This is a genomic window from Sphingomonas sp. SL1004, from assembly GCF_057815015.1.
In genome coordinates, this window is sequence record NZ_JBYMUX010000001.1 from 962,100 (window position 1) to 986,070 (window position 23,971).

The window sequence follows — 23,971 nt, forward strand, 5'->3', positions numbered from 1 at the left end:
GATTCCAGACGAGGCTCGCCGCATGTCGCACACATCTTCGCTTCCGCCGTTGTTCGCCGATTTCGCCCCACCGATCCGGGAGCAAAGCGATCTGCGTCGCGCGATCACCGCCGCCTATCGACGCCCCGAAGCCGAATGCCTCGCGCCGTTGCTCGATCAGGCGACGCTGGACGACGCGACGGCAGCGGATGCGACGCGCACCGCGACCTCGCTGATCACCGCGCTCCGGGCTAAAAAGCGCGGCGGCGGGGTCGAGGGGATCGTCCAGGAATACGCGCTGTCGAGCCAGGAGGGCGTCGCGCTGATGTGCCTGGCCGAGGCGATGCTGCGGATTCCGGATGCGGAGACGCGTGATGCATTGATCCGTGACAAGATCGCGGGCGGCGATTGGACGTCGCATCTGGCCGAAGGGCGATCGCTGTTCGTCAATGCGGCGACCTGGGGGCTGGCGCTGACCGGCAAGCTGACCGGGAGCGTCGACGACAAGGGGCTGGGCGCTGCGCTCACCCGGTTGATTTCGCGCGCGGGCGAACCCGTGATCCGCGGCGGCGTGGCGATGGCGATGCGGATGATGGGCGAGCAGTTCGTCGCCGGCCAGACAATCGCCGAGGCGTTGAAGCACGCGCGCGGCCCCGAGGCGGAGGGGTTCCAGTATAGCTATGACATGCTCGGCGAGGCGGCGACGACCGCGGAGGATGCGCGGCGCTATCACGGCGATTACGTCGCGGCGATCCATGCGATCGGCAAGGCATCCGCCGGGCGCGGGACCTATGGCGGTCCGGGGATCTCGATCAAGCTGTCGGCGCTGCACCCGCGCTATGCCCGGTCGCAGGCCGACCGGGTGATGGCCGAGCTGTTGCCCGACGTGAAGGCGCTCGCGCTGCTGGCGAAGCGCTACGACATCGGCCTGAATATCGATGCGGAAGAGGCGGATCGCCTCGAGCTGTCGCTCGACCTGCTGGAAAGCCTCGCGACCGACCCGGATCTGAGCGGTTGGAACGGGCTGGGCTTCGTCGTGCAAGCTTACGGCAAGCGCTGCCCGTTCGTGCTCGACTGGATCGTCGATCTCGCGCGGCGCGCCGATCGCCGGATCATGGTGCGGCTGGTCAAGGGCGCGTATTGGGACGCGGAGATCAAGCGTGCGCAGGTCGACGGGCTCGCCGACTTCCCGGTCTACACACGGAAAGTGCATACCGACGTCGCGTATATCGCTTGTGCGCGGAAGCTGCTGGCGGCGGGCGATGCGGTGTTCCCGCAGTTCGCGACGCACAATGCGCAGACGCTGGCGACCATCCACGCGATGGCCGGGCCCGATTTCGTGATCGGCGATTACGAGTTCCAGTGCCTCTACGGGATGGGCGAGCCGCTGTACGAGGAGGTCGTCGGCGGCAACCGGCTGAACCGGCCGTGCCGGATCTATGCGCCGGTCGGGACGCACGAGACGCTGCTCGCGTATCTGGTCCGGCGGCTGCTCGAGAACGGGGCGAACTCGTCGTTCGTCAACCGGATCGCGGACCCGGCGGTGCAGATCGCCGAGCTGGTGGCGGACCCGGTCGCGACGGTCCGCGCGATGCCGGTGCCGGGCGAGCCGCATCCGGCGATCGCCTTGCCGCGCGATTTGTATGGGACGCGGCGCAATTCCGACGGGCTCGATGCGAGCGACGAGGGTGTGCTGGCGACGCTGAGCGAGACGTTCCGTGGGGCGCTGGCGCCGGTGCAGGCCGGGACCGAGGGCGACGCGCGGCCGGTGCTCAATCCGGCGGACCACCGCGACGTCGTCGGCACGGTTTGCGAACTGTCGCCAAATGCTGCGCTTGCAATGGCGCGGACCGCGGCCGACGCGGCGCCACGCTGGGCGGCGGTGTCGGTCGACGAGCGGGCGGCGTGTCTCGATCGCGCGGCGGACCTGATGCAGGCGCGGATGCCGGTGTTGTTGCCGCTGGTCATGCGCGAGGCGGGCAAGTCGCTCGCGAATGCGGTGGCCGAGGTGCGCGAGGCGATCGATTTCCTGCGCTATTATGCGCAGCAGGCGCGGCTGCTCCCCACGGGGCAGGTCCCGCTCGGGGTGGTGACGTGCATCAGTCCGTGGAATTTCCCGCTCGCGATCTTCGCCGGGCAGGTCGCCGCGGCGCTGGTCGTGGGCAACGCTGTGCTGGCGAAACCCGCCGAGGAGACGCCGCTGATCGCCGCGCAGGGGATCGCGATCCTGCACGAGGCGGGCGTGCCCGAGGATGTGTTGCATCTGGTGGCGGGTGACGGTGCGATCGGTGCGACGCTGGTTGCGGCGACCGAAACGTCGGGGGTGATGTTCACCGGTTCGACCGAGGTCGCGCGGCTGATCCAGGCGGAACTCGCCAAGCGCGTGTCGCCGGCAGGGGCGCCGGTCCCGCTGGTCGCCGAGACGGGCGGGCAGAATGCGATGATCGTCGATTCCTCGGCGCTGGCCGAGCAGGTGGTCGCGGACGTGGTCGCCTCGGCGTTCGACAGCGCGGGGCAGCGGTGTTCGGCGCTACGCATCCTGTGCTTGCAGGAGGATGTCGCCGACCGGACGCTGGCGATGCTGAAGGGGGCACTCCGTGAGTTGCGGATCGGCCGCACCGATACGCTGGCGACTGATATCGGCCCGGTGATCTCGGCCGAGGCGAAGACGAACATCGAGCGGCATATCGAGCGGATGCGGTCGCTTGGCCGCCCGGTCGAGCAGATCGCGCCGGCTGGGGACACGACCCACGGCACGTTCGTGTCGCCGACGATCATCGAACTCGACGATCTCGCCGATCTGGAACGCGAGGTGTTCGGGCCGGTGCTGCATGTCGTGCGCTTCCGGCGCGCCGATCTGGGCACGCTGATCGATCGGATCAACGCGACCGGCTATGGCCTGACGTTCGGGCTGCACACGCGGCTCGACGAGACGATCGCGTTCGTCACGCAGCGGGTGCAGGCGGGGAACCTGTATATCAATCGCAACGTGATCGGCGCGGTGGTCGGCGTGCAGCCGTTCGGTGGGCGCGGGCTGTCGGGGACCGGGCCGAAGGCGGGCGGGCCGCTGTATCTCGGGCGACTGGTGACGGGGGCGGATGTCGGGACGCGCGGTTCGGGCGATCCGGTGACAGCCGAGTTCGCGTCGTGGCTCGAGGGTCGCGGCGATACTGGTGCCGCGCACGACGTGCGTGAGTACGCGACACGGTCGCCGTTGGGCGGTGTGACGGAACTGGCCGGTCCGGTTGGCGAGACCAACGTCTATGCGATCCATCCGCGTGGCACCGTGCTGCTGCTTCCGGCAACGCGGGAGGGCCTGATCGCGCAGTTGGCGGCGGGGCTTGCTTCCGGTAACGACCTCGTGGTCGGCGATGCGGCGGCGCTGACGCTGGATCTTCCCAAGAGTGTTGCCGCTCGCGTGCGGTGGGTCGAGGATTGGAAGGCGGCGGGGCCTTATGCCGGCGCGCTGATCGAGGGGGATGCGGCGCGGGTTCGCTCGCTCAACCAGGCGATTGCCGCGCTGCCGGGGCCGATCGTGCTGACGCAGGCGGGGGGTGGCTACCGGCTCGACTGGCTGGTCGAGGAGGTGTCGACCTCGATCAACACCACAGCGGCTGGGGGCAATGCGAGCCTTATGGCGATGGCCTGAGCCGATAGGGGAGCGTCAGGGGCGGCGGTTGGCGGCTATCGCTTTCAGCGCGTCGCTGGCGATGATCCGGATTGGTGAGCCCTCGGCGCGGAGGGCCTGCGCCCTCGAATAGGCGACGCTCGACCGGGTCGCGCGGCCGAATGGTTCGCGGCCGGCTACCACCAGCAGAGTCGTCGAACTGCCGACCCCGGTCATTACGCGCGCACCCAAGCCGGCGGCGACGTGCGCCAGCTTGCCGTCGCGGGGTTCGCCGAGGATCACGACGCGGTCGCCTTTCAGCGGTCCGTCTGCTGCCGCCGCGGGTGCGGGGCCGGCGACGCGCGGCGGGGCGAGCCAGTCGGCGAGCGACAGGCCGGTATGCTCGCTCGCCTTGACGATCACCCAGCCGGCGGCGCGCGCGTCGCTGAGCGCGTCGTGATGCTTGTGCGCGATCCCGAGATAGCGCGCGAGGAGACCGAGGCGGTGGCTTTCGAGATCGGGCCAGGCGCGCTTGGCGACGCGCACGCTGTCGAGCCAGGTCGTCTCGATCATCGCGCGGTCATGAACGCGGCAGGCGGCGGCCAGCGCGCCCTTGTCGAAATAGGAGTGCGCGACAGTGGTGCGGCCCGACAGATGACCGTGGACGATGGCGTGGACGTCGGCAAAGGTCGGTTGGCCGACGACGTGATGCTCGGCGATGCCGTGGATCCGTGTGTTGAACACCTCGAATATGTCGCGCGGGTCGATCAGTGTCTCGTATTCGAAGATCTCGCGGCCGTTCTTGAAGCCGACGATGCCGATCTGGCAGATGCTGCTGACGCGCGAGCAGGCGGTCTCGACGTCGATCACGACGAAATCGGGGGTGTCGTTTTGTAGCTCTGGTGTGTGCGTCACGTCGCTCATGGGTCTGCCCTGACGATCAGGTGGGGCGAAGTAAAGGCACGACAAATCACGCGATCCTCCCCTGCCAGGGGGAGGTGGCTGGCACTTGCCAGACGGAGGGGGAGGTAGGCGCAACGTCTGCTCCGTGTCCTCCCCCTCCGTCTCGCTGCGCGATCCACCTCCCCCTGGCGGGGGAGGATCGAAAGATATTGCCTACCGAAGCTGGCTGTCCTTGCTGCCGCGACGGTTGAAGAGTGTGGAGGCGGGGCGATCGCGGCCGCTCTGGCAGGCCACGCAGGTGCGTACGCCGGGGATCGCCAAACGCCGTCCTTCCGGGATGTCGTCGCCGCATTGCGCGCAATACGGTTCGCTCTCGCCGGTCGGCATGCGCGCGCGCGCAGCCAGCACGGCGTCCATCACCGTGTCGTCGATCTGATCCTGTACCGCGCCGTCCCGAGTCCAGCCGCCAGCCATTGCCTCTTCCTTTGCTCAACCTACTCGATAATATGGGTAATCCTGCTGTCCTTTTCCAGACGCGGACAGATCTGGCTTGCCGCTGTTGGCTTGTGGATCGGCCGGATTCGGGCCACGCTCGGGCCAGCTCATTCCGAAAGGTCGACGATGAACCGCTCTGTCCGTCTCATGCTTTGCGCCGCCCCAGCCTTGCTCGTCGCTAGCGCACCGATTGCCGCGAACGCGCAACGCGTGCCCGCAGCGATCGCCGCCGCGGTGGCTGCGACGACGCGGACGCCGGCCAATGTTGCGCGCGATCGCTATCGCCACCCTGCGCAGACGCTCGCGTTCTTCGGGGTGAAGCCGACCGATACGGTGGTCGAGATCTGGCCGTCGGGCGGCTGGTATACCGAGATCCTCGCGCCGCTGACTGCGCGTGGCGGTGCCTATTACGCGGCGGGCCCTTGGGAGAAGGGCCTCAACGGCGTGCGCGCGATGCAGGCCAAGAATGCGACCGCCTATGGCAAGGTTCGGCTGGCGGCATTCCCAGCCGAGGCGGGCCAGCCGTCCGTGCCCGACGGCAGCGCTGACGTCGTGCTGACGTTCCGCAACGTCCATAACTGGCGCTTCGGTGGTGCTGATCGGGCGCGTGCGATGTTCGCGGCGATATTCAAGATGTTGAAGCCGGGCGGCACGCTGGGTGTCGTGGAGCATCGCCTCCCCGAGACGCGCGACGTCGCCGCCGAGGAGAAGAGCGGCTATATGAAGCCGAGTTCGGTGATCGGATTCGCAACCGCGGCCGGGTTCAAGCTGGCGGGCAAATCCGAGGTCAACGCGAACCCGAAGGACAGCGCGGATTGGCCGGGTGGCGTGTGGACGCTGCCGCCGAGCTATGCGCTGAAGGACGTCGACCGCGCGAAATATGCGGCGATCGGCGAGAGCGACCGGATGACGCTGAAGTTCGTCAAGCCGCGGTAAAGCGTTGCTTGCAGCGGTTGGACGCCCGGCCTAATCCTCGACGATAGCCGCGTGTTTGCGGTGGGGGAATTTGCCGGTGTCGATCAAGCTGCTGCTCGCTGCGTTTCTTGCAACCACTGGCGCGACGGCGGCGGTCGGTCAGGCGTTGCCGCCACCGACCGCGCAGGCCGGGGACAGTGCCGAGGACACGAAGCTCAAGGCGCTGTTTTACGCGAGCGACGAGGCGAGCCTGAAGCGCAACCCGATCTCGGCGATCTTTCGCGGCGACCTGCGCTATGCGGATCGTCTCGGTGACTATCTCACGGATGCCTATACTGCCGCCGAGCGCGCTGCCGCGGAAGCCGATCTTGCCGCGCTCGGCCGGATCGATCGCGCCAAGCTGTCCGCCGTGGATCAGATCGCGTATGACGTGTTCGAGACGAATACGCGGATCACGTTGCGCGGCTACGCCCCCGATCTGCTGAAGATTCAGCGCGACCTGCCGATCGATCATTTCTCCGGCTTCCAAACCTTCTATCCGGATTTTGCTTCGGGGCAGGGCGCGGCGCCGTTCAAGACGCTCGTCGATTATGAGAACAACCTGAAGCGCAACGTCGAATATGCGGCGTTGCTGGACCGTGCGATCGGGCTGTTTCGCGAGGGCATGAAGGACGGCATCGTCCAGCCTAGGCTCGTGGTCGACAACATGATCGGGCAGTTCGACAATCTGATCAAGGAGGGCGTCGAGGGATCGACCTTCAATGGCCCGCTCAAGACGTTTCCGGCGGGCATATCCGCGGCCGACCAGGCGCGGTTGCGGACGGCTTATGCGACGCAGATCCGCGACGTGATCCTGCCCGCCGAACAGCGGATGCGCGATTTCCTCGCCAACGAATACCGCGCCAAGGCACGCGAGAGCGTCGGCCTGTCGGCGATGCCGGGCGGGGCGAAGCTGTACGCGTATCTGATCGAGCAGAACACGACGCTGCCGATGACGGCCGATGCGGTGCACACGCTGGGCCTGTCGGAAGTCGCGCGGTTGCTGAAGGACATGGAGACACAGAAGCAGGCGGTCGGGTTCAAGGGGACGCTGCCCGAGTTCTTCACCTATCTGCGCACCGATCCGAAGTTCGCGCCGGCGTCGGCCGCCAAACTCCGCGAGGGGTATCAGGCGATCGAGACGAAGATCTATCAGCGGATCCCCGAGCAGTTCTCGCTGGTGCCCAAGACCAAGCTCGAGATCCGCGCGGTGCCGGCGTTCAAGGAGAAGACCGAGGCGGGCGGATCGTACCAGGGCGGTACGCCGGACGGGACGCGGCCGGGCGTATTCTATTACAACACCTACGACCTGCCCTCGCGCTACACCTGGGAGATGGAAACGCTGTTCCTTCACGAAGGCGTGCCGGGGCATCATTTTCAGATCAGCCTCGCGCAGGAGAACACAGCGCTGCCGGCCTTCATGCGGTTTGGCGGGAATACCGCCTATGTCGAGGGTTGGGCGCTGTATTCCGAAAGCCTGTGGAAGGAACTCGGGATGGAGACCGATCCGTATCAGCGGATGGGCGGTCTGAACGACGAGATGCTGCGCGCGATGCGGTTGGTGGTCGACAGCGGGATCCATGCCAAGGGTTGGACGCGCGATCAGGCGATCGCCTACATGCTCGCGAATTCACCGATGGCGCGGACAGACGCGACCGCCGAGGTCGAGCGGTACATCGCTATTCCGGGTCAGGCGCTGGCGTACAAGATCGGTCAGCTGACCATCGCGCGGACCAAGGCGAAGGCCAAGGCGGCGCTGGGCGCGAAGTTCGATCCGCGCGGCTTCCACGCCCAGGTGCTCGATACCGGCGCGCTGCCGATGCCCGTGCTGGAAAAGAAGATCGATCGTTGGATCGCGAGCGGGGGGATCGCGGGCGGCGGAACCGCGCGCTGATCTGGCGTCAGCCTCAGCGGGCGAAGCATTTCTCCATATAGTCGATGCGGGCTGGGCCGCTTTCATGCGACGCGTCGCCCGGGAACTGCTGCATCGTGCGATCGAGCTTGGTCAGTTCGTCGCGCGACAGCCAGCCCTGGATCTTGCCTTGCTGAACCGACCAGCAATCCGCAGCCGCTTCGCCAGGACCGAAGATCTGGTGCGCACATTCGTGGGTGTACCAGAAGAGCTGCTGGGCACGCGGCAGGTTGAGGACGCGGGGGTGGAGGATGATACGCCCCTTATAGGCGGCGGCGATGTCATCGATCGGCTGGATCATCGTATCGACCGGGCCACAGGTAGCGCGGTATCCGGCGAGCAGTAGCGCGCCCGGCAGGATGAGACGCTGTGCAGCCGCAGGTTGGGGGACAAGCGCCAGCAGCGACGCCGCAGCGCCTGCAAGAATATTTTTGAACATGGGTATCCTGGCCTCGCCATAGGCAAGGACGTGAAAGAGTATGCGTCAGCAGTGCGTCCGACGATCCGTCGTCCGAATGGCGCAGATGCCCTGCAGGTCGTCCTCTCTCGCCAAGCGTCTCTGCGCTGGTCTTATCGTATCTCGGTGGTCACATCGTCAGCTAGGGCATGGCCGATAGATGGGGCCGTTCGCTGGATGCGACGGCGCGGGTTGCATGGGATATCGATCCCATGCCCGCGAGAAAGCTCGGGTGCATTACGTGTCTCCGCCGATGTCCGTTAAATCGCGTCACCCTTCGCTCTCGCCGGCAGCGGAGCGTGGGATGTTCCCGAACTCTTCGGTCTGGTGCGACTTAGCGCATCCATCAGGGCGGGGTGGCGGCGATGAAATCGCTCAACCGGCCTAACCTATGTTGGTCGTACTAGATAAACGTGGGTTGATCGATAAAGATGCATGACGTCGAAATTAAATAACGGCATCACGGGGCAACAGGCTTTATTTGGCCTATACTTGGTTAAGACAACAGTGTCACACGTTGTAAAGCCTTGATATTATCGTGATATCTGGTCGCGAATCGGCCACTTCCGCGATCCGCGGTGCCTTGGACTTCGAGCCGTGACCCGAGAGGGGACGCGCTACCCGATCCGCGCGGTGGGTCTTCGACACCGACGGGTCCGCAGCGGACAAGTTGGGCGCAACCGGGTAGGATGCGGCGATGTCTCGACCTGTCCTCTACAGTTTTCGCCGCTGCCCCTATGCGATGCGCGCGCGGCTCGCCCTGCTCGCAAGCGCGCTTCGCGTCGACCTCCGCGAAGTCGTACTGCGCGACAAACCGGCAGCCATGATCGCGGCATCCCCCAAGGCCACCGTCCCTGTTCTAGTCCTGCCAGATGGCACGGTGATCGACGAGAGCCTCGACATCATGCGCTGGGCGCTCGCGACGGGCGGGCAGGCCAATTGGCTCAGCGGCGAGCATACGGAACTGATCGGTGCCAATGACGGGCCGTTCAAACTACACCTCGATCGCTATAAATATGCCGACCGGTACGGTGTGGATCCCGTCGTACACCGTGCCGAGGCAACCGCCTTGCTGGCGCCGCTCAACGATCGCCTGACGGGGCGGCCATACCTTGGAGGAAGCGATCCGGGTTTCAGCGACATAGCGATCCTGCCATTCGTCCGCCAGTTTGCCGAAACCGATCGAGCCTATTTCGACGCGTTGCCACTAGCGAACGTCCAGCGGTGGTTGGGCCGGTTTCTCGGCTCGGCGATGTTCGCACGCATCATGGTACGGTTCGCTCCATGGCAGCCCAACGGTCCACCGGTCGTATTTCCACAAGCCGGACCACCGCCAGCGTCCTGATCAGCTCGCCGCCGACGGGTATGCACATTTGGGGTAACGTCGTTCGGCATAGCAAAATTGAATACCGGCTCCCGCAGCGTATGCGCCGGCTGCATACTTGCTCGTGCATTCCGCCTGCTTGGCCTGCCCGGCAGTGCCATCGGGACATGGCGCTGGCTGGCAGGGGTACACAGATATGAAATTCTTTCTCCCCGACGAGCCTCGGGTCAAAACCCCGATAGCTTCCCCCGCACGCATTGCGGTTAGCGGTGTCGATCATCCGACGATGTGAGGTTCCGCGTCGGGCGCGTCTGTGGCAAACCCGGGTCATGGGTGGGGCATCAACAGCAGCGACTTGGCTGCGCAATAGCGTATTCGGCATACTTGCAGTGCTGTCCGGTAGTGGTCCGGCAGAAGCGCAGGATGACGCGGGTTTCCAATCCTATATGGTCGTGTTGCGACAGCAGGCGCTTGCCCAAGGCGTAAGCACGCGCACCGCGGACGCGGTCTTTCCGACGCTCACGCTTAACAGCCGCGTGATCGAGCTTGATCGCGCGCAACCGGGCGCAGCGAACACGAGCGCCATCCCCGCATTTGCGCCGTACAAGGCGCAGCACGTCGATACGGCACGGATAGCGCGCGGACGGCAAACGTATCTGGCACAGCGATCCAGGCTGCAGCGGATCGAGCAGCAAACCGGCGTTCCCGAATCGATCATGGTTGCGATTTGGGGGCATGAGACGAATTACGGCAGCTATACCGGCAATTTCGATCTGCTCCGTTCGCTCGCCAGCCTGGCCTATGAAGGACGACGCCGGTCGCTGTTCGCGGGTGAGTTTATCGCCGGGCTCAAGATGCTGGACCGGGGCGTCACGCGCGAGCAACTCAAGGGGAGCTGGGCAGGCGCCACGGGCAACCCGCAATTCCTGCCGTCGATCTACCTGCGTCTCGCTCGTGACGGCGACGGCGATGGCCGCGCAGACATCTGGAACAGCCCGGCGGATACGCTGGCCTCGATCGGCAATTATTTCACCGATGCCGGCTGGCGCGCGGGTCAACCATGGGGGTTTGCAGTTGCAGTTCCTGCCGGGTTCGATCGGTCGCAGGTCCGCAATCGACTGATGTCGCCACGCTGTCCCCGTGTGTTCGATCGGCATAGCGGCTGGCGGACGATTGCAGAGTGGCGGGCGCTGGGGATAATGCCGCAGGGGCGAAGCTGGCCCGCCGACACCGTGATGGCGACACTGCTCGAACCGGACGGGCAGGGGAATACCGCCTATCTGCTCACCAGCAACTACCGCGTGATCCTCGATTACAACTGCTCGAACTTTTACGCGCTCTCGGTCGGATTGCTGGCAGATGCGGTCGAGCGCTAAGACGCTTTGCCTGGTGCTTGCGCTCGCGGGCTGCAGCGATGCGCGCGAAAGCGTCGGCGCGACTTTTCCCGGTAGCGGCGGACTGTACGGCCGCTATCGGGATACGGGACTCGCCAGCTGGTATGGCGAGGAGCTGACCGGCAACCGAACGGCATCCGGCGAGGCATTCGATCCCGATGCGATGACTGCCGCACATCGAACCTTACCGCTCGGATCGTTCGTCGAGGTGACGTCGATCGAGACCGGACAGTCTATCCTGGTACGAATCAACGATCGCGGTCCAGGCCGTCGTGACAGAATGATCGATCTGTCGCGCGCTGCGGCACATCGGCTTGGCATAGACCGTCGGCAGGTCGCCTCCGTGCGGATCCGCGCGATCATGCCGACCCTGCAGGACGCGACGCTGCTTCGGGCGGGGAAAGCCGCTGCGCCGCGGACGCCGGCGTTCATTCAGGCCGTGAGCGTCGATGCATTGCCCGCGCGCAAGTCGCCACCTCCGTTCTCGGGCGGGCAGCGCTACGTATTGCAGGTCGCGACATTCTCGAACGCAACGCGCGCCACAGCTTTGGCGCAGCGCATGAACGCCGATGTGGTCGAACGTGGCGGCCTCTACCGCGTTCGCGTCGGTCCGTTCAAAGATGCTGCTAGCCTGCAACGCGCGCGTGACGCGGTCGCCGAGCGCGGCTATGGCGATGCTCAGGTCCTCCCCACGGATTGAGTTCCCTTTTTACTCACGGAATACCCCATGAAGAAGCTCATCGTCGCACCGCTCGTCGCCATCGCGCTGGCGCATCCGTCTATTGCCGCTGCACCCCAGTTTCAGACTGCTGCGCCGATTGCATATATGGAAGACCTGTCGTCGGGCGCGGTTCTGTTTTCGCGCGATGCGAACCGCCGCATGCCACCGGCGTCGCTCGCCAAGATGATGACGGTCTATGTCGCCTTCGACATGGTCAAGAAGGGCGAGCTGAAGCTCGACCAGATGATGACGGTTCGCCCCGAGACCTGGGCAAAATGGCATGGTCCTGCCGCAGGTTCGACGATGTTCCTGTCGTCGGGTGAGAGCGTTAGCGTTGCCAATCTTCTTTACGGCATCGTCACGTTGTCGGGCAACGACGCGTGCATCGTGCTCGCGGAGGGCATTTCCGGGTCCGAGGAAGCATTCACCGAACGTATGAACCGCAAGGCGGCCGAACTGGGTCTCAAGGACAGCCATTTCGGTACGGCCAATGGCTGGCCCGACAACGGCGTGACCTATGTCACGGCGCATGATCTCGCGGAACTCGCGGCGGCGACGATCACCAACTATCCCGATCTTTACAAGCAATTCTATTCGAAGCGCGATTTCACGTGGGGCAAGACGATGGGCGGCAACGCCATCACCCAGGCGAACCGCGATCCGCTGCTCGGTCGCGTGGCGGGGGCCGATGGCCTGAAGACCGGTCACACCGAAGAGGCCGGCTACGGCTTCGTCGGGTCGGCCGAGCAGAACGGTCGCCGCCTGGTGATGGTCGTTGCGGGCCTGACCGGTTTCAACCAGCGGTCCGAAGAGTCGGTGCGGTTCATGGAATGGGGCTTTCGCGCCTGGCAATCGAAGCCGATCGTCGCGAAGGGCAAGAAAGTCGAGACCGCCGCGGTCCAGCTTGGCGACTCCTCGTCAGTCGGTCTCGTTGCGCCCAAGGCGCTTACCGTGACGCTGCCCGCCGGTACGTCGCCGAACCTGACTGCGAAGGTCGTCTATGACGGCCCGATCAAAGCACCGATCAAGGCTGGCCAGCACATCGCCGACCTGGTGGTGACGACCTCGGACGGTCTTCAGCAGCGCATGCCCCTGGTCGCCGAGAAGGACGTGGCACTCGCTGGTTTCTTCGGTCGCGCCTGGGCAGGCCTGACCGGCTTTTTCGGCTGATGGTCAAAGTTCCGATCGCTCTGGCATGACGCGGGTTATCGGCAACACCGCCGCCCAGGCCGCTTTCCAGGCGGCTATGCGCGGCGGGTCGCTGCATCACGCCTGGTTGCTAACGGGGCCGCAGGGGGTCGGCAAAGCGACGTTCGCGCGGGCTGCGGCGATGCGGATGCTGGCGGACGGTGCGAATCCGAACGGGGCATCGGCTGGGTTCGACGTTCCCGACGGCAACACGACGCGGTCTTTGATCGAGGCCGGTTCGCACCCCGATTACCGCGTGCTGGCCCGGTTGCCGAGGGATCCCGAGAAGCCGGACCAGGATCTCGCACGCAGCATCACGATCGCGCAGGTGCGGACGCTGCAACCGCTGTTCGCGACAACCCCGTCGATGAGCCCGCGTCGCGTCGTGCTGATCGATGCGATCGACGATCTGGAGCGGGGCGGGGCCAATGCTTTGCTCAAGAACCTCGAGGAGCCACCCGCCGGGACGATCTTCCTGCTCGTCAGCCATGCGCCCGGCCGGTTGTTGCCGACGATCCGGTCGCGGTGTCGGCTGTTGCGGTTCGAGGCGCTTGGTGCCGACGAGGTCGCGACCGCGATCCGCACGCTGCGACCCGACGCGGACGACGCCGAAGTCGCGGCACTGGTGCGCGCCGGCGACGGCGCCCCCGGACGCGCGCTGCGCTATGCGGGTCTCGACATAGCGGGCATCGACGACGCTATCGCGTCGATCGCAGCCGATGGCGATCGCGACAATGGCCGCAGGCTCAAACTGGCCAAGTCGCTTGGCTTGAAAGCGGCACAACCGCGCTACGAGGCGTTCCTCGATAGAGCGCCTGCCTTCATCGCCGATGCGGCACGAACGCGGTCGGGCCTTGCGTTACGGTCGGCACTCGATGCCCATGCCGCTGCTCGCGATCTTGCGGGGGCCGCCATCGGGCTGTCGCTGGATGCGCAGGCAACCGTGTTCGAAATGGCGGGGATCGTCGCGACACTTCGCAATTAGGCCATCGAAACCCAAGCGTCGCGGGCTTCACCTGATCGGGGCGATGCTCTAGGAGCGCGGCATGGCCGACCCTTTCTATATCACCACCGCGATCCACTATCCCAATGGCCGTCCGCATATCGGCCATGCGTATGAGATGATTGCCGCCGATGCGATCGCGCGGTTCCAACGCCAAGCGGGGCGCGACGTCCTGTTCCAGACCGGCACCGACGAACACGGTCTGAAGATGGTCCAGGCGGCGCGCGAGCGGAATATACCGGTGCGCGAACTCGCCAATGAGATGTCGTCGCACTTTCATGAGATGGCCGACCGTCTTGGCATCTCGTATGATCGGTTCATTCGTACCGTCGACGAGGACCATTATGCCGCGAGCGCCGCGATCTGGCAGGCGATGGCGGATGCGGGTGATCTGTATCTCGATCGATACGAAGGCTGGTACTCGGTTCGTGACGAGGCGTTTTACGATGAAGCCGAACTGACCGGGGAGGGCGACGATCGCCGTTCCCCACAAGGCACCCCGGTCGAGTGGACCGCGGAGGAGACGTGGTTCTTCCGCTTGTCAAAGTATCAGCAGCCGCTGCTCGATCTCTTCGCCGCCAACCCAGATTTCATCCGTCCCGAGAGCCGTCGCAATGAAGTGATGCGATTCGTCGAGGGGGGCCTGAAGGATCTGTCGGTCTCGCGCACCAGCTTCGACTGGGGCGTGCCGGTGCCAGGCAGCCCCGGGCACGTCATGTATGTCTGGGTCGATGCGCTCACCAATTACCTGACCGGGATCGGCTATCCGGACATGACCGGCGACAAGGCGAAATACTGGCCGGCGGATATCCATCTGATCGGCAAGGACATCGTCCGCTTCCACGCGGTCTATTGGCCAGCTTTCCTGCTGTCGGCAGGCATTCCGTTGCCCAAGAGCGTGTTCGGGCACGGCTTCCTTCTCACGCGTGGCGAGAAGATGTCGAAATCGGTCGGCAACGTCGTCGATCCGATGGCGCTGGCCGACGCGTTCGGGATCGATGCACTCCGGTATTTTTTCCTCCGCGACGTGAGCTTCGGCCAGGATGGCAGCTACTCGCCGGACGCGATCGTGACGCGCGTCAACGCCGAACTGGCCAACAGCTTCGGCAATCTCGCGCAACGGACCTTGTCGTTCATTGCCAAGAACCTGGGCGGCGAGTTTCCCACGACGGGCACGGTTCAGGACGCCGACGGGATGCTGATCGAGGAAGTCGTCGTCGCCTGTGCCGGGTTCAAGTCCGCCTTCACCGATCTCGCTCTGTCGCAAGGGATCGAGGCGTGGATGCGCGGCGTGTTCGCGTGCAACCAGTATATCGATGCGCAGGCACCCTGGGCGCTGCGCAAGACCGATCCCGAGCGCATGAACGCGGTGTTGCGCACGCTGGTCCGCACGATCCGCATGCTCGCGATCACGATCCTGCCGGTCGTACCGGAGTCCGCGGGGAAGGTGCTCGATCAGATCGGCGCGACCGAGCGCGATCACGCCGCGATCGACGACGATGGCTGGTATGATCGCGCGGCGGCATCCGACTTCCGGATCGCGCCGCCATCGCCCGTGTTTCCCCGCCTCGAAATGCCCGCGGAGGCCTGATGCTTGCCGACAGCCATTGCCATCTGAACTACAAGGGCCTCGTGGAGGACCAGCAGGCGGTGCTCGCGCGGGCACGGGCGAGGGGGGTGACGGCGATGCTGAACATCTCGACGCGCGAGAGCGAGTGGGACGATATCGTCGCCACCGCCGAGCGCGAGCCCGACGTCTGGGCGACGATCGGCATCCATCCCAACGAGGCGGATACCTATCCCGACATTGACGCGGCAAAGCTGATCGCGAGGGCAGCGCATCCGCGGGTCGTCGGGCTCGGCGAGAGCGGCCTCGACTATTTCCGTGACACCTCGGACCGCGCGCGCCAGCAGGCAAGCTTCCGCGCGCACATTACCGCCTCGCGCGAAACGGGCCTGCCGATCGTCGTGCACACCCGCGATGCCGAAGAAGATACCGCGGCGATCATGGCCGAGGAGATGGGGAAGGGGGCTTATCCCGGTGTCATCCACTGCTTCACCGCCAGCGGAGCTTTCGCAGACAAGGCTCTGGATATGGGGCTTTATATCTCGATATCTGGGATCGTGACGTTCAAGAACGCGCGCGATCTTCAGGAGACCGCGGCCCGGCTTCCGCTTGAACGCCTGCTGATCGAGACGGACGCGCCGTTTCTCGCGCCGGTGCCGCATCGTGGTAAGACCGGCGAGCCTGGCTTCGTGGCCGATACTGCACAATTCCTCGCCGACCTGCGCGGCGAAGATGTGGTGGAATTATCGCATCGTACAGCAGAGAATTTCCACACGTTGTTCGGTAAGACGCGCGCATGAAGATCACGATTCTCGGCTCGGGCACGTCGTCCGGCGTTCCGCGGATCGGCAACGACTGGGGCGATTGCGACCCGACCGAACCGCGCAACCGTCGTACCCGTGCCTCCGCCATCATCGAACATGACGGCACACGGATCCTGATCGATACCAGCCCGGACATGCGCGAACAGCTGCTCGCAGCGGACATCGAGCGGGTCGACGCGGTGATCTGGACGCATGACCATGCCGATCATTGCCACGGGATCGACGACCTCCGGCAACTCTTTCACGCGACCGGTACGCCCGTCACCGCCTATGCACGGCCGACGACGCTGGCAGCGCTCGACGCGCGGTTCACCTACGCGTTTCACGGCCGCAGCGGCTATCCCCCGACGATCTCAGCGGCCGCATTGCCCGACAGCCTGACGATCGGCGGGATCGATATTCGCGTAACGGATCAACCGCACGGCAATATTCATGCTGCCGGATTGCGGTTCGAAGTGGACGGATGTTCGATCGGTTATGCAACGGATTTCAATGTCATGACGGACGATATGGCCATGCTGTATCAGGATCTTGATATCTGGGTCGTCGATGCGTTGCGCCGCCGACCGCATCCCACGCATATGGAACTTCCGGCGGTACTCGGCTGGGTCAAGCACCTGCGTCCCAAACGGACCGCGCTGATCCACATGGATCACAGCATGGATTATGCGACGTTGCGTCAGGAACTCCCGGCGGGTGTAGAGCCTGGATATGACGGCCTCGTCCTGACCGCATGACCGGCGATCGCGCAGCCCAGTTCGCGCTGTATGCGGTCATGCTGATCCTGCCGCTTTCCGCCCTGGCGGCACGCCGACTTTCGATCAAACCCGTGCTCAAAATGGCGCTGGCATGGGTCGGGATCTTCACGATCGGACTGCTTGCTGCAAGCCAGCGGGATCGGTTCTCGGGACTTGCCGCCATGTTCAGCGACCAGCAGATCAGCGGATCGGAAACGCGGATCAGAATGGCGGAAGACGGACATTTCTGGGCCGAGGTGGTGATCGACGGCGTCACGCGGCGTATGCTGATCGACAGCGGCGCCACGACGACCGCGCTATCGGTGGACACCGCTAAAGCTGCCGGATTATCCAGTGACGAGAGCCCAGTTCCGATGGTCATCGAAACCGCCAATGGAACGGTCATAGCGCGGTCCGCAACGGCAAAGACTGTCTCGATAGGATCGATCACGGCGACGGACCTCGGCGTCGTCACGTCGCCATCATTCGGCGACACCGACGTGATCGGCATGAATTTCCTGTCGCGCTTGCGATCCTGGCGCGTAGAGAATGGAACCCTCATCTTGACCCCTGTTACCCAATAGATTTTACATAATGTATATTATCGATCTCAATATGGGATATCGTTTCGTATGATCGAAAGACTGGTTTCCATCATGGCGCGGCTTCGCGATCCGATCGCGGGTTGCGAATGGGATCGTGTTCAGACCTGGTCGACGATCGCGCCCTATACTATCGAGGAAGCGTACGAGGTTGCCGATGCGATTGAGCGCAACGACCCCGCCGACCTGAAGGACGAATTGGGCGATCTGCTCCTCCAGGTCGTCTTCCACAGCCGCATCGCCGAGGAGTCCGGTGCCTTCGCCCTCGCCGATGTCATTGCCGCGATCAGCGACAAGATGGAACGCCGCCATCCCCACATCTTCGGCGATGCCGTCACGTCACCCGGTTGGGAGGCGATCAAGGCGACCGAGCGCGCAACGAAATCCGATGACAGTGCTCTGGCGGGCGTGGCAGTCAGCCTGCCGGCGCTGTCCCGCGCAGATAAATTGCAGAAGCGCGCGGCGCGTGTCGGGTTCGATTGGCCCGATGCATCGGGGCCGCTTGCCAAGGTGATCGAGGAAATCGCCGAAGTTCGCGAGGCCGGCGCAGATACCGTGGCGGAGGAGATTGGCGATCTGCTGTTCGCGGTAACGAATTGGGCGCGGCATCTGGGCATCGATCCCGAGGCCGCGCTCAGGGCTGGAAACGCCAAGTTCGAGCGCCGTTTCCGCGCGATCGAGGCCGATGGTGGCGAAGGATTTGCCGCCATGACGCTCGATCGAAAGGAACAATTATGGACGGCGGTCAAACGTCGCGGCGGATGAACCGGTCGTAATCGGTTTCGGACAACCGCACGTCATAGGTCGTCTCAAGCTCGTCATTGACACTATTGAGCACCTCGCCATGCGCATGAAGCCATGCAGCACCCGCGCCATCGCTCGCTTCGATCGCGATGCTGTACCGGCGATGCGCGTTGGTCAGCTTGGCCGCAACCTGCTCGACGAGGTACTGCACCCCTTCCCCGCTCAGCGCCGAAATCGCGACGACATCGTCGCGGTGCGCAGCCTGCCCTGCAATCTCCTCATGCGTCTCGGCATCGAGTAGATCGAGCTTGTTCCACACCTCGAACCGCGGGGTATTCTCATCGACGCCGATGTCCGCAAGCACGGTTTCGACATCGGCTCGTTGCGCTTCGCTGTCGGGATGCGCGATATCCCGGATGTGAATGAGCAGGTCGGCAGAGACGACCTCTTCGAGCGTAGCCTTGAAGGCCGCAACCAATTGGGTTGGCAGATCGGAGACGAAACCCACCGTATCCGACAGGATCGCCTTGTCGATGCCCGGCAACTGGATCTGACGTAATGTCGGATCCAGTGTCGCGAACAACAGGTCCTCCGCCATAACGTCGGCGCCCGTCAGACGGTTGAAAAGCGTCGATTTGCCTGCGTTTGTGTAGCCGACGAGCGCGATCACCGGCCACGGCGCACGCTGGCGGCGCTCGCGATGAAGACCGCGCGTACGACTGACCTGCTCGAGCTCGCGCTTCAGACGCGCCATCCGGTCGCGGATCAGGCGACGATCAGCTTCGATCTGCGTCTCGCCAGGGCCACCGAGGAAGCCGAAGCCGCCACGCTGGCGTTCGAGGTGGGTCCAGCTTCGTACGAGCCGCCCAGCCTGGTAATCGAGATGCGCAAGTTCGACCTGCAGGCGCCCTTCGGCTGTCGCCGCCCGCTCGCCGAAGATCTCGAGGATCAACCCGGTGCGATCGATGACCTTGGTTTCGAGTGCCTTTTCAAGGTTTCGCTGTTGGATGGGACTGAGGCTGGCGTCGAAGACGACGAGCTTTGCTTCTTCCATGCGTACTTGCGCAGCGAGCAGTTCGACCTGCCCACTGCCGATCAGCGTCGCCGGCTTGGCCTGCCGCACGCGGTAAGCGATGCGTTCGACCACTTCGACGCCGATCGCCGCGGCGAGACCCGCGGTTTCCTCCAGGCGGGCGTCGACATCGCGCGTCCCGTCACCCTGGTCGGGCAGGACGACGATCGCGCGGGTGCCGCGCGTGAACTCGTCCCGATCGCGTTCGAAACCACTACTCAATCGTCATCGTCCGATTCATCCGTGTCGGTGGGTTCTTCGGCGAGGTTCAGCGGCCGCGCCGGCTGGATCGTCGAGACGGCATGCTTGTAGACGAGCTGAGCCATGCCCTCGCGCTGGAGCAACATGCAGAACAGGTCGAAACCGGCGATCTGACCCTGCAGCATGACGCCGTTGATCAGGAACATCGTCACGCTGTCTTCAGATTTCCGCACTGCGTTCAGGAAGATTTCCTGCAGCAACGGGTGCTTCTTCTGGTTTTCTCCGACCGCTTCGACGATCGCCGACACGTCCATCGGTCCAGCCGGCATGATCGTCGAGATCGCATGCTTGTAGATCAACTGCGACTGGCCATCACGGCGGAGCAGGACGGAGAAGTTATCGAACCATGTGACGATGCCCTGGAGCTTCACGCCCTTGACGAGGAACATCGTAACCGGCGTCTTGGAGCGCCGGAGTGCATTCAGGAAAAGATCCTGAAGCGAGCCTGGTTTTTCGGCCAACGGGATAACCCTTTGTTTTTGGCGGGACTTTGCCCGCAAGGCGCTGTTTCCCAGCGTCGGAGATGCGCCCGATTACCGGGCACGGATACTGATCTATGATCGACACCCTCCTAGTTCCAGAGGGCGGCGAAAATGGGGCGCTTTATTCCTCGCGCGTTTCGGTAATACCCAGCAGTTTCAATTTCCGATGAAGCGCCGAGCGTTCCATGCCGATGAAGCTGGCCGTGCGGGAAATATTACCCGAAAACCGCCGAATTTGAACGCGCAGATATTCTCGTTCGAACGTCTCGCGCGCCTCGCGCAGCGGCGAGCCCATGATAGCGGTTGACCCTGCCGAACCCATGTCACCCTGATCGCCCAGCACCTCTGCCGGCAAAAGATCGAGATCGATCCTGCCGATGCGATCGCCGGGAGCAAGAATGATCGTGCGCTCGACGACGTTGCGAAGCTGGCGCACATTTCCCGGCCAGTCATAGGATTGCAGCGCAACCATCGCATCCGGCGCGATTTCCGGCGTCGGCACCCGTCGCTCGGATGCGTAGTGCGCAATAAAGTGCTGGACGAGCGCCGGAATGTCCTCGCGACGATCGGAGAGCGGGGGGATCATCACCGGCACGACGTTGAGCCGGTAATAGAGGTCCTCCCGGAACCTGCCCTCGGAAATCTCGAAGACGAGATCGCGGGCGGTTGCGGAGACGACGCGCACGTCGACCTTGACGACGCGGGTGCCGCCAACGCGCGTAAAGCTCTGATCGGTCAGGGCTCGCAGGATCCTAGCCTGCGTCGCGATCGGCATGTCGGCGATCTCGTCGAGGAACAGCGTTCCGCCGTGCGCCTGCTCGAATAGACCGGGACGGACGAGATCACCCGCCTCCTCAACACCGAACAATTCCTCGTCCATTCGCTCGGGCGTCATTCGCGCGGCGCTGACGATGATGAAGGGCGCGTCGGTCCGCAGGCTCCAGCCGTGCAGCAGGCGTGCCGCGACTTCCTTTCCGACGCCGGCGGCACCCATGATCAGGACGCGGCTACCGGTTGCAGCAACGCGCTTGAGAGTCGCACGGACACCGTTGATGGAGCCTGAACTTCCCGTGAGATCGGTCTCGCGGCCGACCGTTGCGCGCAGCGTTGCGACTTCGCGACGGAGCCGCTCGGTCTCGGTCGCTCGTGCGACCATGAGCAGCAGGCGCTCGGCCTCGAACGGCTTCTCGATGAAATCGGACGCCCCGCGCCGGATCGCCGCGACCGCCGTGTCTAGGTTGCCATGGCCCGAGATCACCAGCACCGGGATCGACGGGTCACGGCGCTTGATTTCATCGAGCAGTTCCAGGCCGTCGAGCCTTGATCCCTGGAGCCAGACGTCGAGCAGCACCAGCGACGGACGCCGTGCGGCGATCGCCTCCAACGCGGAATCGCTGTCGCCGGCGTCGCGCGTATCATAGCCTTCGTCCTCCAGAACGCCGGCTACCAGTTCGCGAATGTCACGTTCGTCGTCTACGACGAGAATATCGAGCGCCATCAAATCATGTCCGGTTGCGAGTCATCATGGCGGGCTGGCCCTCCCCTGCCAGCTCGGGTGCGGATGCCCCCTGGTCGAGCGCGGCGAGCGCCTTGGCGTCGAAGATCATGGTAACGACAGTGCCGCCACCGGGGCGATCGGAGAACCCGATCGTTCCGCAATGCTCCTCAATGATCTTCTTGACGATGGCAAGCCCGAGACCGGTGCCGCGGGCGCGCGTCGTCACATAAGGCTCAACGATCCGGTCGCGATCGGCGGGGAGACCAATGCCGGTATCGGCTACCTGAATGCCGACGCTACGGCCTTGATCCTGCGTCAGGCTCATCGTTACCGAACCTCCGGATTCGCCACGTGTTTCAATCGCTTCGACGGCGTTCTTGACGATGTTTGTAAGCGCCTGACCGATCTGACGCCGATCGCAGACCAGCGTAAGCCCTGGATCGTCATTGACCAGCTGGAAGCTGATCCCCGGATGCGCCACTTCGTGTAAAAACAGCGCCTGACGGGCGGCGTCGACAAGAGATTCCTCACGGAACACCGGTTTGGGCATCCGCGCGAACGAAGAGAATTCGTCGACCATGCGGCGCAGGTCGCCGACCTGGCGAATGATCGTGTCGGTGAGGCGGGAAAACGTGCCGTCCTGCGCTTCGATCTTGCCGCCGTAACGCCGCTGCAGCCGCTCGGCCGCGAGCTGGATCGGCGTCAGCGGGTTCTTGATCTCGTGCGCTATGCGGCGTGCAACGTCGGACCAAGCCGCGCGACGCTGGTCGAGCAATTGCTGCGTGATGTCGTCGAACGTCAGGATGGGACCCGTCGCAGGGCGCGCGATACGGACCGCCAAGGTACGGACGTCGCCACCCTGCCCAACTTCGACGATCGCCTCGCGGTCACCACCGTCAAGCATCGCGTCGAGTTCGGGTGCAATGTCGATCAGGCGACGACCGACCAGCCCGCCGGCATCCGTTCCGAGCAAAGTCGTCGCGGAGTCATTGGCGATGGTTATCGTCCGGTCGCGCCCGGTCGCGACTACGCCGGCTGAAACCCCGGCCATGACCGCTTCGATCAGTGCGCGGCGACTTTCCAACTGGCCGTTCGCCGTGACCAGTTCGGTATTCTGCTCTTCGAGCCGCCCCGTCATCTGGTTGAAGGCGTTGGCCAAGGTGCCGACCTCGTCACGACTGCGCGGATCCGGCACGCGAGCGGTCAAATCACCCGCGGCAACGCGGCGGGCCGCGTCGACCAACTCGCCGACCGGCCTCACCAGACGATCGGCAACTGCCAGAGCGATCCATACCGCAACGCCGACGATCAGCAGCGATATCAGTAGCAGTGCCGCGTTGAACCGCAATTGGAGGCTGCGCGACCGGGCGAGGAGTGAGCGATAACTCTTCAGGACGTCATTGGCGCGTGTGGTCTGCTCGGACAGTAATTTCGTATCCTCGACGCGGCCTGCATAAAGAAACAGCTCGTCCGATCCCGGCAGCATCGTGATTGTCTGGATACGATCGCCGGTAACCGCGAGAACCGCACTCTTGCCCGACCGCAGTTCAGCGATCGCCGCAGGCGTGACGCGGCGCGTAAAGTCGATCTCGTACGGGTTGACGATCGCCAGCGTCTGGATTCCCTGCTGCGGGGACAGCTTGAACAAGGCGGCCTCGGACAGGCTGCGATAATAGACCTGCTGGAGGAACCACCCCGAAAAGTCCGGGCTCTGCAGCGAACGCTCGCGAAGATAGGCGGACATGTCGCCCGCCATCGTCACGGTCGCTTCCTGCCACCGGTTGAGCTGGCGCCCGTAGGACGACTGGGCAAGCCCGGTGGCATTCTCGAGCATCCCGCGCGCCTGGTCAGAATACCAGAACTGGACGCCGTACTGGAACAACAGCGACGCGAAGATCGTGACCAGCAGCATCGGGACCGCTGCGACGATCGAGAACAGCGCGACCAGTCGCACGTGCAACCGACCGCCGCCACCGACCGGCGAGCGCGCCGCACGTCGCATCGCGATCCGCCGTCCGAGCAACATCAGGAGAGCGATACCCGGCACGAGATTGGCCACGAGTAGCAGGGCGACGAGCGGTGGCGGGATCAGGCGCTGCGGTGCGTCCGTCCCGATGATCACGAAATAGCTCGCCAAGGCGGTAGCGATGGCCACGGCCAGCACCAGCATCTCGACGGCGGGCGTTACGGCGAACCTCGATCCGGGTTCGTCATCATCCACAGATAGCGTCGTGGAAGCGATCATCG

20 protein-coding genes are annotated in these 23,971 nt (G+C 64.4%); 13 read left to right on the plus strand and 7 right to left on the minus strand.

Annotation, left to right across the window (positions count from 1 at the left end; all coding sequences use genetic code 11):
• Window positions 1-22: 22 nt before the first annotated feature.
• On the plus strand, window positions 23-3,628 hold the full coding sequence (putA, locus tag AC3D24_RS04285; protein ID WP_489028518.1) for a trifunctional transcriptional regulator/proline dehydrogenase/L-glutamate gamma-semialdehyde dehydrogenase: 3,606 nt from the start codon (window positions 23-25) through the stop codon (window positions 3,626-3,628).
• Between the two features lie 15 nt (window positions 3,629-3,643).
• Here putA and AC3D24_RS04290 read toward each other — a convergent pair whose 3' ends face one another.
• Together AC3D24_RS04290 and AC3D24_RS04295 are read right to left on the minus strand one after the other, a co-directional pair.
• Window positions 3,644-4,510 (minus strand): exonuclease domain-containing protein, encoded by an 867-nt coding sequence (locus AC3D24_RS04290; protein ID WP_489028519.1) that lies wholly within the window; start codon window positions 4,508-4,510, stop codon window positions 3,644-3,646.
• A 192-nt stretch (window positions 4,511-4,702) separates the two neighbouring features.
• Window positions 4,703-4,963 carry a DksA/TraR family C4-type zinc finger protein gene (locus AC3D24_RS04295; protein WP_489028521.1) on the minus strand — a complete coding sequence of 87 codons (261 nt, stop codon included), beginning with the start codon at window positions 4,961-4,963 and terminating at the stop codon, window positions 4,703-4,705.
• A gap of 147 nt (window positions 4,964-5,110) precedes the next feature.
• On the opposite strand from AC3D24_RS04295, the gene AC3D24_RS04300 reads away from it, so the two are divergent.
• A complete protein-coding gene (locus tag AC3D24_RS04300) occupies window positions 5,111-5,920 on the plus strand; it encodes a class I SAM-dependent methyltransferase (RefSeq protein WP_489028522.1) in 810 nt (269 codons plus the stop codon).
• Between the two features lie 82 nt (window positions 5,921-6,002).
• Complete coding sequence (locus AC3D24_RS04305) at window positions 6,003-7,832, plus strand: DUF885 domain-containing protein (RefSeq protein WP_489033038.1); 1,830 nt, start codon at window positions 6,003-6,005, stop codon at window positions 7,830-7,832.
• A 13-nt stretch (window positions 7,833-7,845) separates the two neighbouring features.
• On the opposite strand, the gene AC3D24_RS04310 is transcribed toward AC3D24_RS04305, so the two are convergent.
• Complete coding sequence (locus AC3D24_RS04310) at window positions 7,846-8,289, minus strand: hypothetical protein (protein ID WP_489028524.1); 444 nt, start codon at window positions 8,287-8,289, stop codon at window positions 7,846-7,848.
• 715 nt (window positions 8,290-9,004) lie between these two features.
• Here AC3D24_RS04310 and AC3D24_RS04315 point away from each other — a divergent pair.
• The 10 genes from AC3D24_RS04315 to mazG all read left to right on the plus strand — a co-directional run bounded on the left by AC3D24_RS04315 (window position 9,005) and on the right by mazG (window position 18,432).
• Window positions 9,005-9,652 (plus strand): glutathione S-transferase, encoded by a 648-nt coding sequence (locus AC3D24_RS04315; RefSeq protein WP_489028526.1) that lies wholly within the window; start codon window positions 9,005-9,007, stop codon window positions 9,650-9,652.
• Window positions 9,653-9,990: 338 nt separating this feature from the next.
• Window positions 9,991-11,007 (plus strand): lytic murein transglycosylase, encoded by a 1,017-nt coding sequence (locus AC3D24_RS04320; protein WP_489033039.1) that lies wholly within the window; start codon window positions 9,991-9,993, stop codon window positions 11,005-11,007.
• Window positions 10,991-11,725: a septal ring lytic transglycosylase RlpA family protein gene (locus tag AC3D24_RS04325; RefSeq protein ID WP_489028528.1), complete on the plus strand. Its 735-nt coding sequence runs from the start codon at window positions 10,991-10,993 to the stop codon at window positions 11,723-11,725. The genes AC3D24_RS04320 and AC3D24_RS04325 overlap by 17 nt, the downstream gene beginning before the upstream one ends.
• Before the next feature lie 27 nt (window positions 11,726-11,752).
• Window positions 11,753-12,916 (plus strand): D-alanyl-D-alanine carboxypeptidase family protein, encoded by a 1,164-nt coding sequence (locus AC3D24_RS04330; protein ID WP_489028530.1) that lies wholly within the window; start codon window positions 11,753-11,755, stop codon window positions 12,914-12,916.
• Window positions 12,917-12,941: 25 nt separating this feature from the next.
• Complete coding sequence (locus tag AC3D24_RS04335; RefSeq protein ID WP_489028532.1) at window positions 12,942-13,919, plus strand: AAA family ATPase; 978 nt, start codon at window positions 12,942-12,944, stop codon at window positions 13,917-13,919.
• 61 nt (window positions 13,920-13,980) lie between these two features.
• Window positions 13,981-15,528 carry a methionine--tRNA ligase gene (metG, locus tag AC3D24_RS04340; RefSeq protein WP_489028534.1) on the plus strand — a complete coding sequence of 516 codons (1,548 nt, stop codon included), beginning with the start codon at window positions 13,981-13,983 and terminating at the stop codon, window positions 15,526-15,528.
• The gene (locus AC3D24_RS04345) at window positions 15,528-16,304 is read left to right on the plus strand and encodes a TatD family hydrolase (protein ID WP_489028535.1); all 777 of its coding nucleotides are present in this window, start codon (window positions 15,528-15,530) and stop codon (window positions 16,302-16,304) included. Before metG ends, AC3D24_RS04345 begins: the two co-directional genes overlap by 1 nt.
• Window positions 16,301-17,065 carry an MBL fold metallo-hydrolase gene (locus tag AC3D24_RS04350; RefSeq protein WP_489028537.1) on the plus strand — a complete coding sequence of 255 codons (765 nt, stop codon included), beginning with the start codon at window positions 16,301-16,303 and terminating at the stop codon, window positions 17,063-17,065. Before AC3D24_RS04345 ends, AC3D24_RS04350 begins: the two co-directional genes overlap by 4 nt.
• Window positions 17,066-17,103: 38 nt before the next feature.
• Window positions 17,104-17,649: a retropepsin-like aspartic protease family protein gene (locus tag AC3D24_RS04355; protein ID WP_489028539.1), complete on the plus strand. Its 546-nt coding sequence runs from the start codon at window positions 17,104-17,106 to the stop codon at window positions 17,647-17,649.
• Window positions 17,650-17,697: 48 nt separating this feature from the next.
• The gene (mazG, locus tag AC3D24_RS04360; protein WP_489028541.1) at window positions 17,698-18,432 is read left to right on the plus strand and encodes a nucleoside triphosphate pyrophosphohydrolase; all 735 of its coding nucleotides are present in this window, start codon (window positions 17,698-17,700) and stop codon (window positions 18,430-18,432) included.
• Here mazG and hflX read toward each other — a convergent pair.
• The 4 genes from hflX to AC3D24_RS04380 form a co-directional block, all read right to left on the minus strand.
• Window positions 18,413-19,705, minus strand: coding sequence for a GTPase HflX (gene hflX / locus AC3D24_RS04365; protein WP_489028543.1), 1,293 nt, complete (start codon window positions 19,703-19,705; stop codon window positions 18,413-18,415). The two genes, mazG and hflX, sit on opposite strands and share 20 nt — an antisense overlap.
• Window positions 19,702-20,259 (minus strand): RNA chaperone Hfq, encoded by a 558-nt coding sequence (gene hfq, locus AC3D24_RS04370; protein ID WP_489033040.1) that lies wholly within the window; start codon window positions 20,257-20,259, stop codon window positions 19,702-19,704. The genes hflX and hfq overlap by 4 nt, the downstream gene beginning before the upstream one ends.
• An 88-nt stretch (window positions 20,260-20,347) precedes the next feature.
• Window positions 20,348-21,724, minus strand: a complete 1,377-nt coding sequence (gene ntrX / locus AC3D24_RS04375; protein ID WP_489028545.1) for a nitrogen assimilation response regulator NtrX — start codon at window positions 21,722-21,724, stop codon at window positions 20,348-20,350.
• Window positions 21,725-21,728: 4 nt separating this feature from the next.
• The gene (locus AC3D24_RS04380) at window positions 21,729-23,969 is read right to left on the minus strand and encodes a sensor histidine kinase (RefSeq protein WP_489028547.1); all 2,241 of its coding nucleotides are present in this window, start codon (window positions 23,967-23,969) and stop codon (window positions 21,729-21,731) included.
• Between the last annotated feature and the right edge of the window lie 2 nt (window positions 23,970-23,971).

Bases quoted from the DNA above. Each gene is read 5' to 3' on its own strand.
- AC3D24_RS04345 (WP_489028535.1), top strand. From the start codon at position 15,528: ATGCTTGCCGACAGCCATTGCCATCTGAACTACAAGGGCCTCGTGGAG.
- AC3D24_RS04330 (WP_489028530.1), top strand. From the start codon at position 11,753: ATGAAGAAGCTCATCGTCGCACCGCTCGTCGCCATCGCGCTGGCGCAT.
- AC3D24_RS04380 (WP_489028547.1), bottom strand. From the start codon at position 23,969: ATGATCGCTTCCACGACGCTATCTGTGGATGATGACGAACCCGGATCG.
- AC3D24_RS04295 (WP_489028521.1), bottom strand. From the start codon at position 4,963: ATGGCTGGCGGCTGGACTCGGGACGGCGCGGTACAGGATCAGATCGAC.
- AC3D24_RS04315 (WP_489028526.1), top strand. From the start codon at position 9,005: ATGTCTCGACCTGTCCTCTACAGTTTTCGCCGCTGCCCCTATGCGATG.
- mazG (WP_489028541.1), top strand. From the start codon at position 17,698: ATGATCGAAAGACTGGTTTCCATCATGGCGCGGCTTCGCGATCCGATC.
- AC3D24_RS04335 (WP_489028532.1), top strand. From the start codon at position 12,942: ATGACGCGGGTTATCGGCAACACCGCCGCCCAGGCCGCTTTCCAGGCG.
- metG (WP_489028534.1), top strand. From the start codon at position 13,981: ATGGCCGACCCTTTCTATATCACCACCGCGATCCACTATCCCAATGGC.
- AC3D24_RS04290 (WP_489028519.1), bottom strand. From the start codon at position 4,510: ATGAGCGACGTGACGCACACACCAGAGCTACAAAACGACACCCCCGAT.
- AC3D24_RS04350 (WP_489028537.1), top strand. From the start codon at position 16,301: ATGAAGATCACGATTCTCGGCTCGGGCACGTCGTCCGGCGTTCCGCGG.
- AC3D24_RS04300 (WP_489028522.1), top strand. From the start codon at position 5,111: ATGAACCGCTCTGTCCGTCTCATGCTTTGCGCCGCCCCAGCCTTGCTC.
- AC3D24_RS04310 (WP_489028524.1), bottom strand. From the start codon at position 8,289: ATGTTCAAAAATATTCTTGCAGGCGCTGCGGCGTCGCTGCTGGCGCTT.
- ntrX (WP_489028545.1), bottom strand. From the start codon at position 21,724: ATGGCGCTCGATATTCTCGTCGTAGACGACGAACGTGACATTCGCGAA.
- putA (WP_489028518.1), top strand. From the start codon at position 23: ATGTCGCACACATCTTCGCTTCCGCCGTTGTTCGCCGATTTCGCCCCA.
- AC3D24_RS04325 (WP_489028528.1), top strand. From the start codon at position 10,991: ATGCGGTCGAGCGCTAAGACGCTTTGCCTGGTGCTTGCGCTCGCGGGC.
- AC3D24_RS04355 (WP_489028539.1), top strand. From the start codon at position 17,104: ATGCTGATCCTGCCGCTTTCCGCCCTGGCGGCACGCCGACTTTCGATC.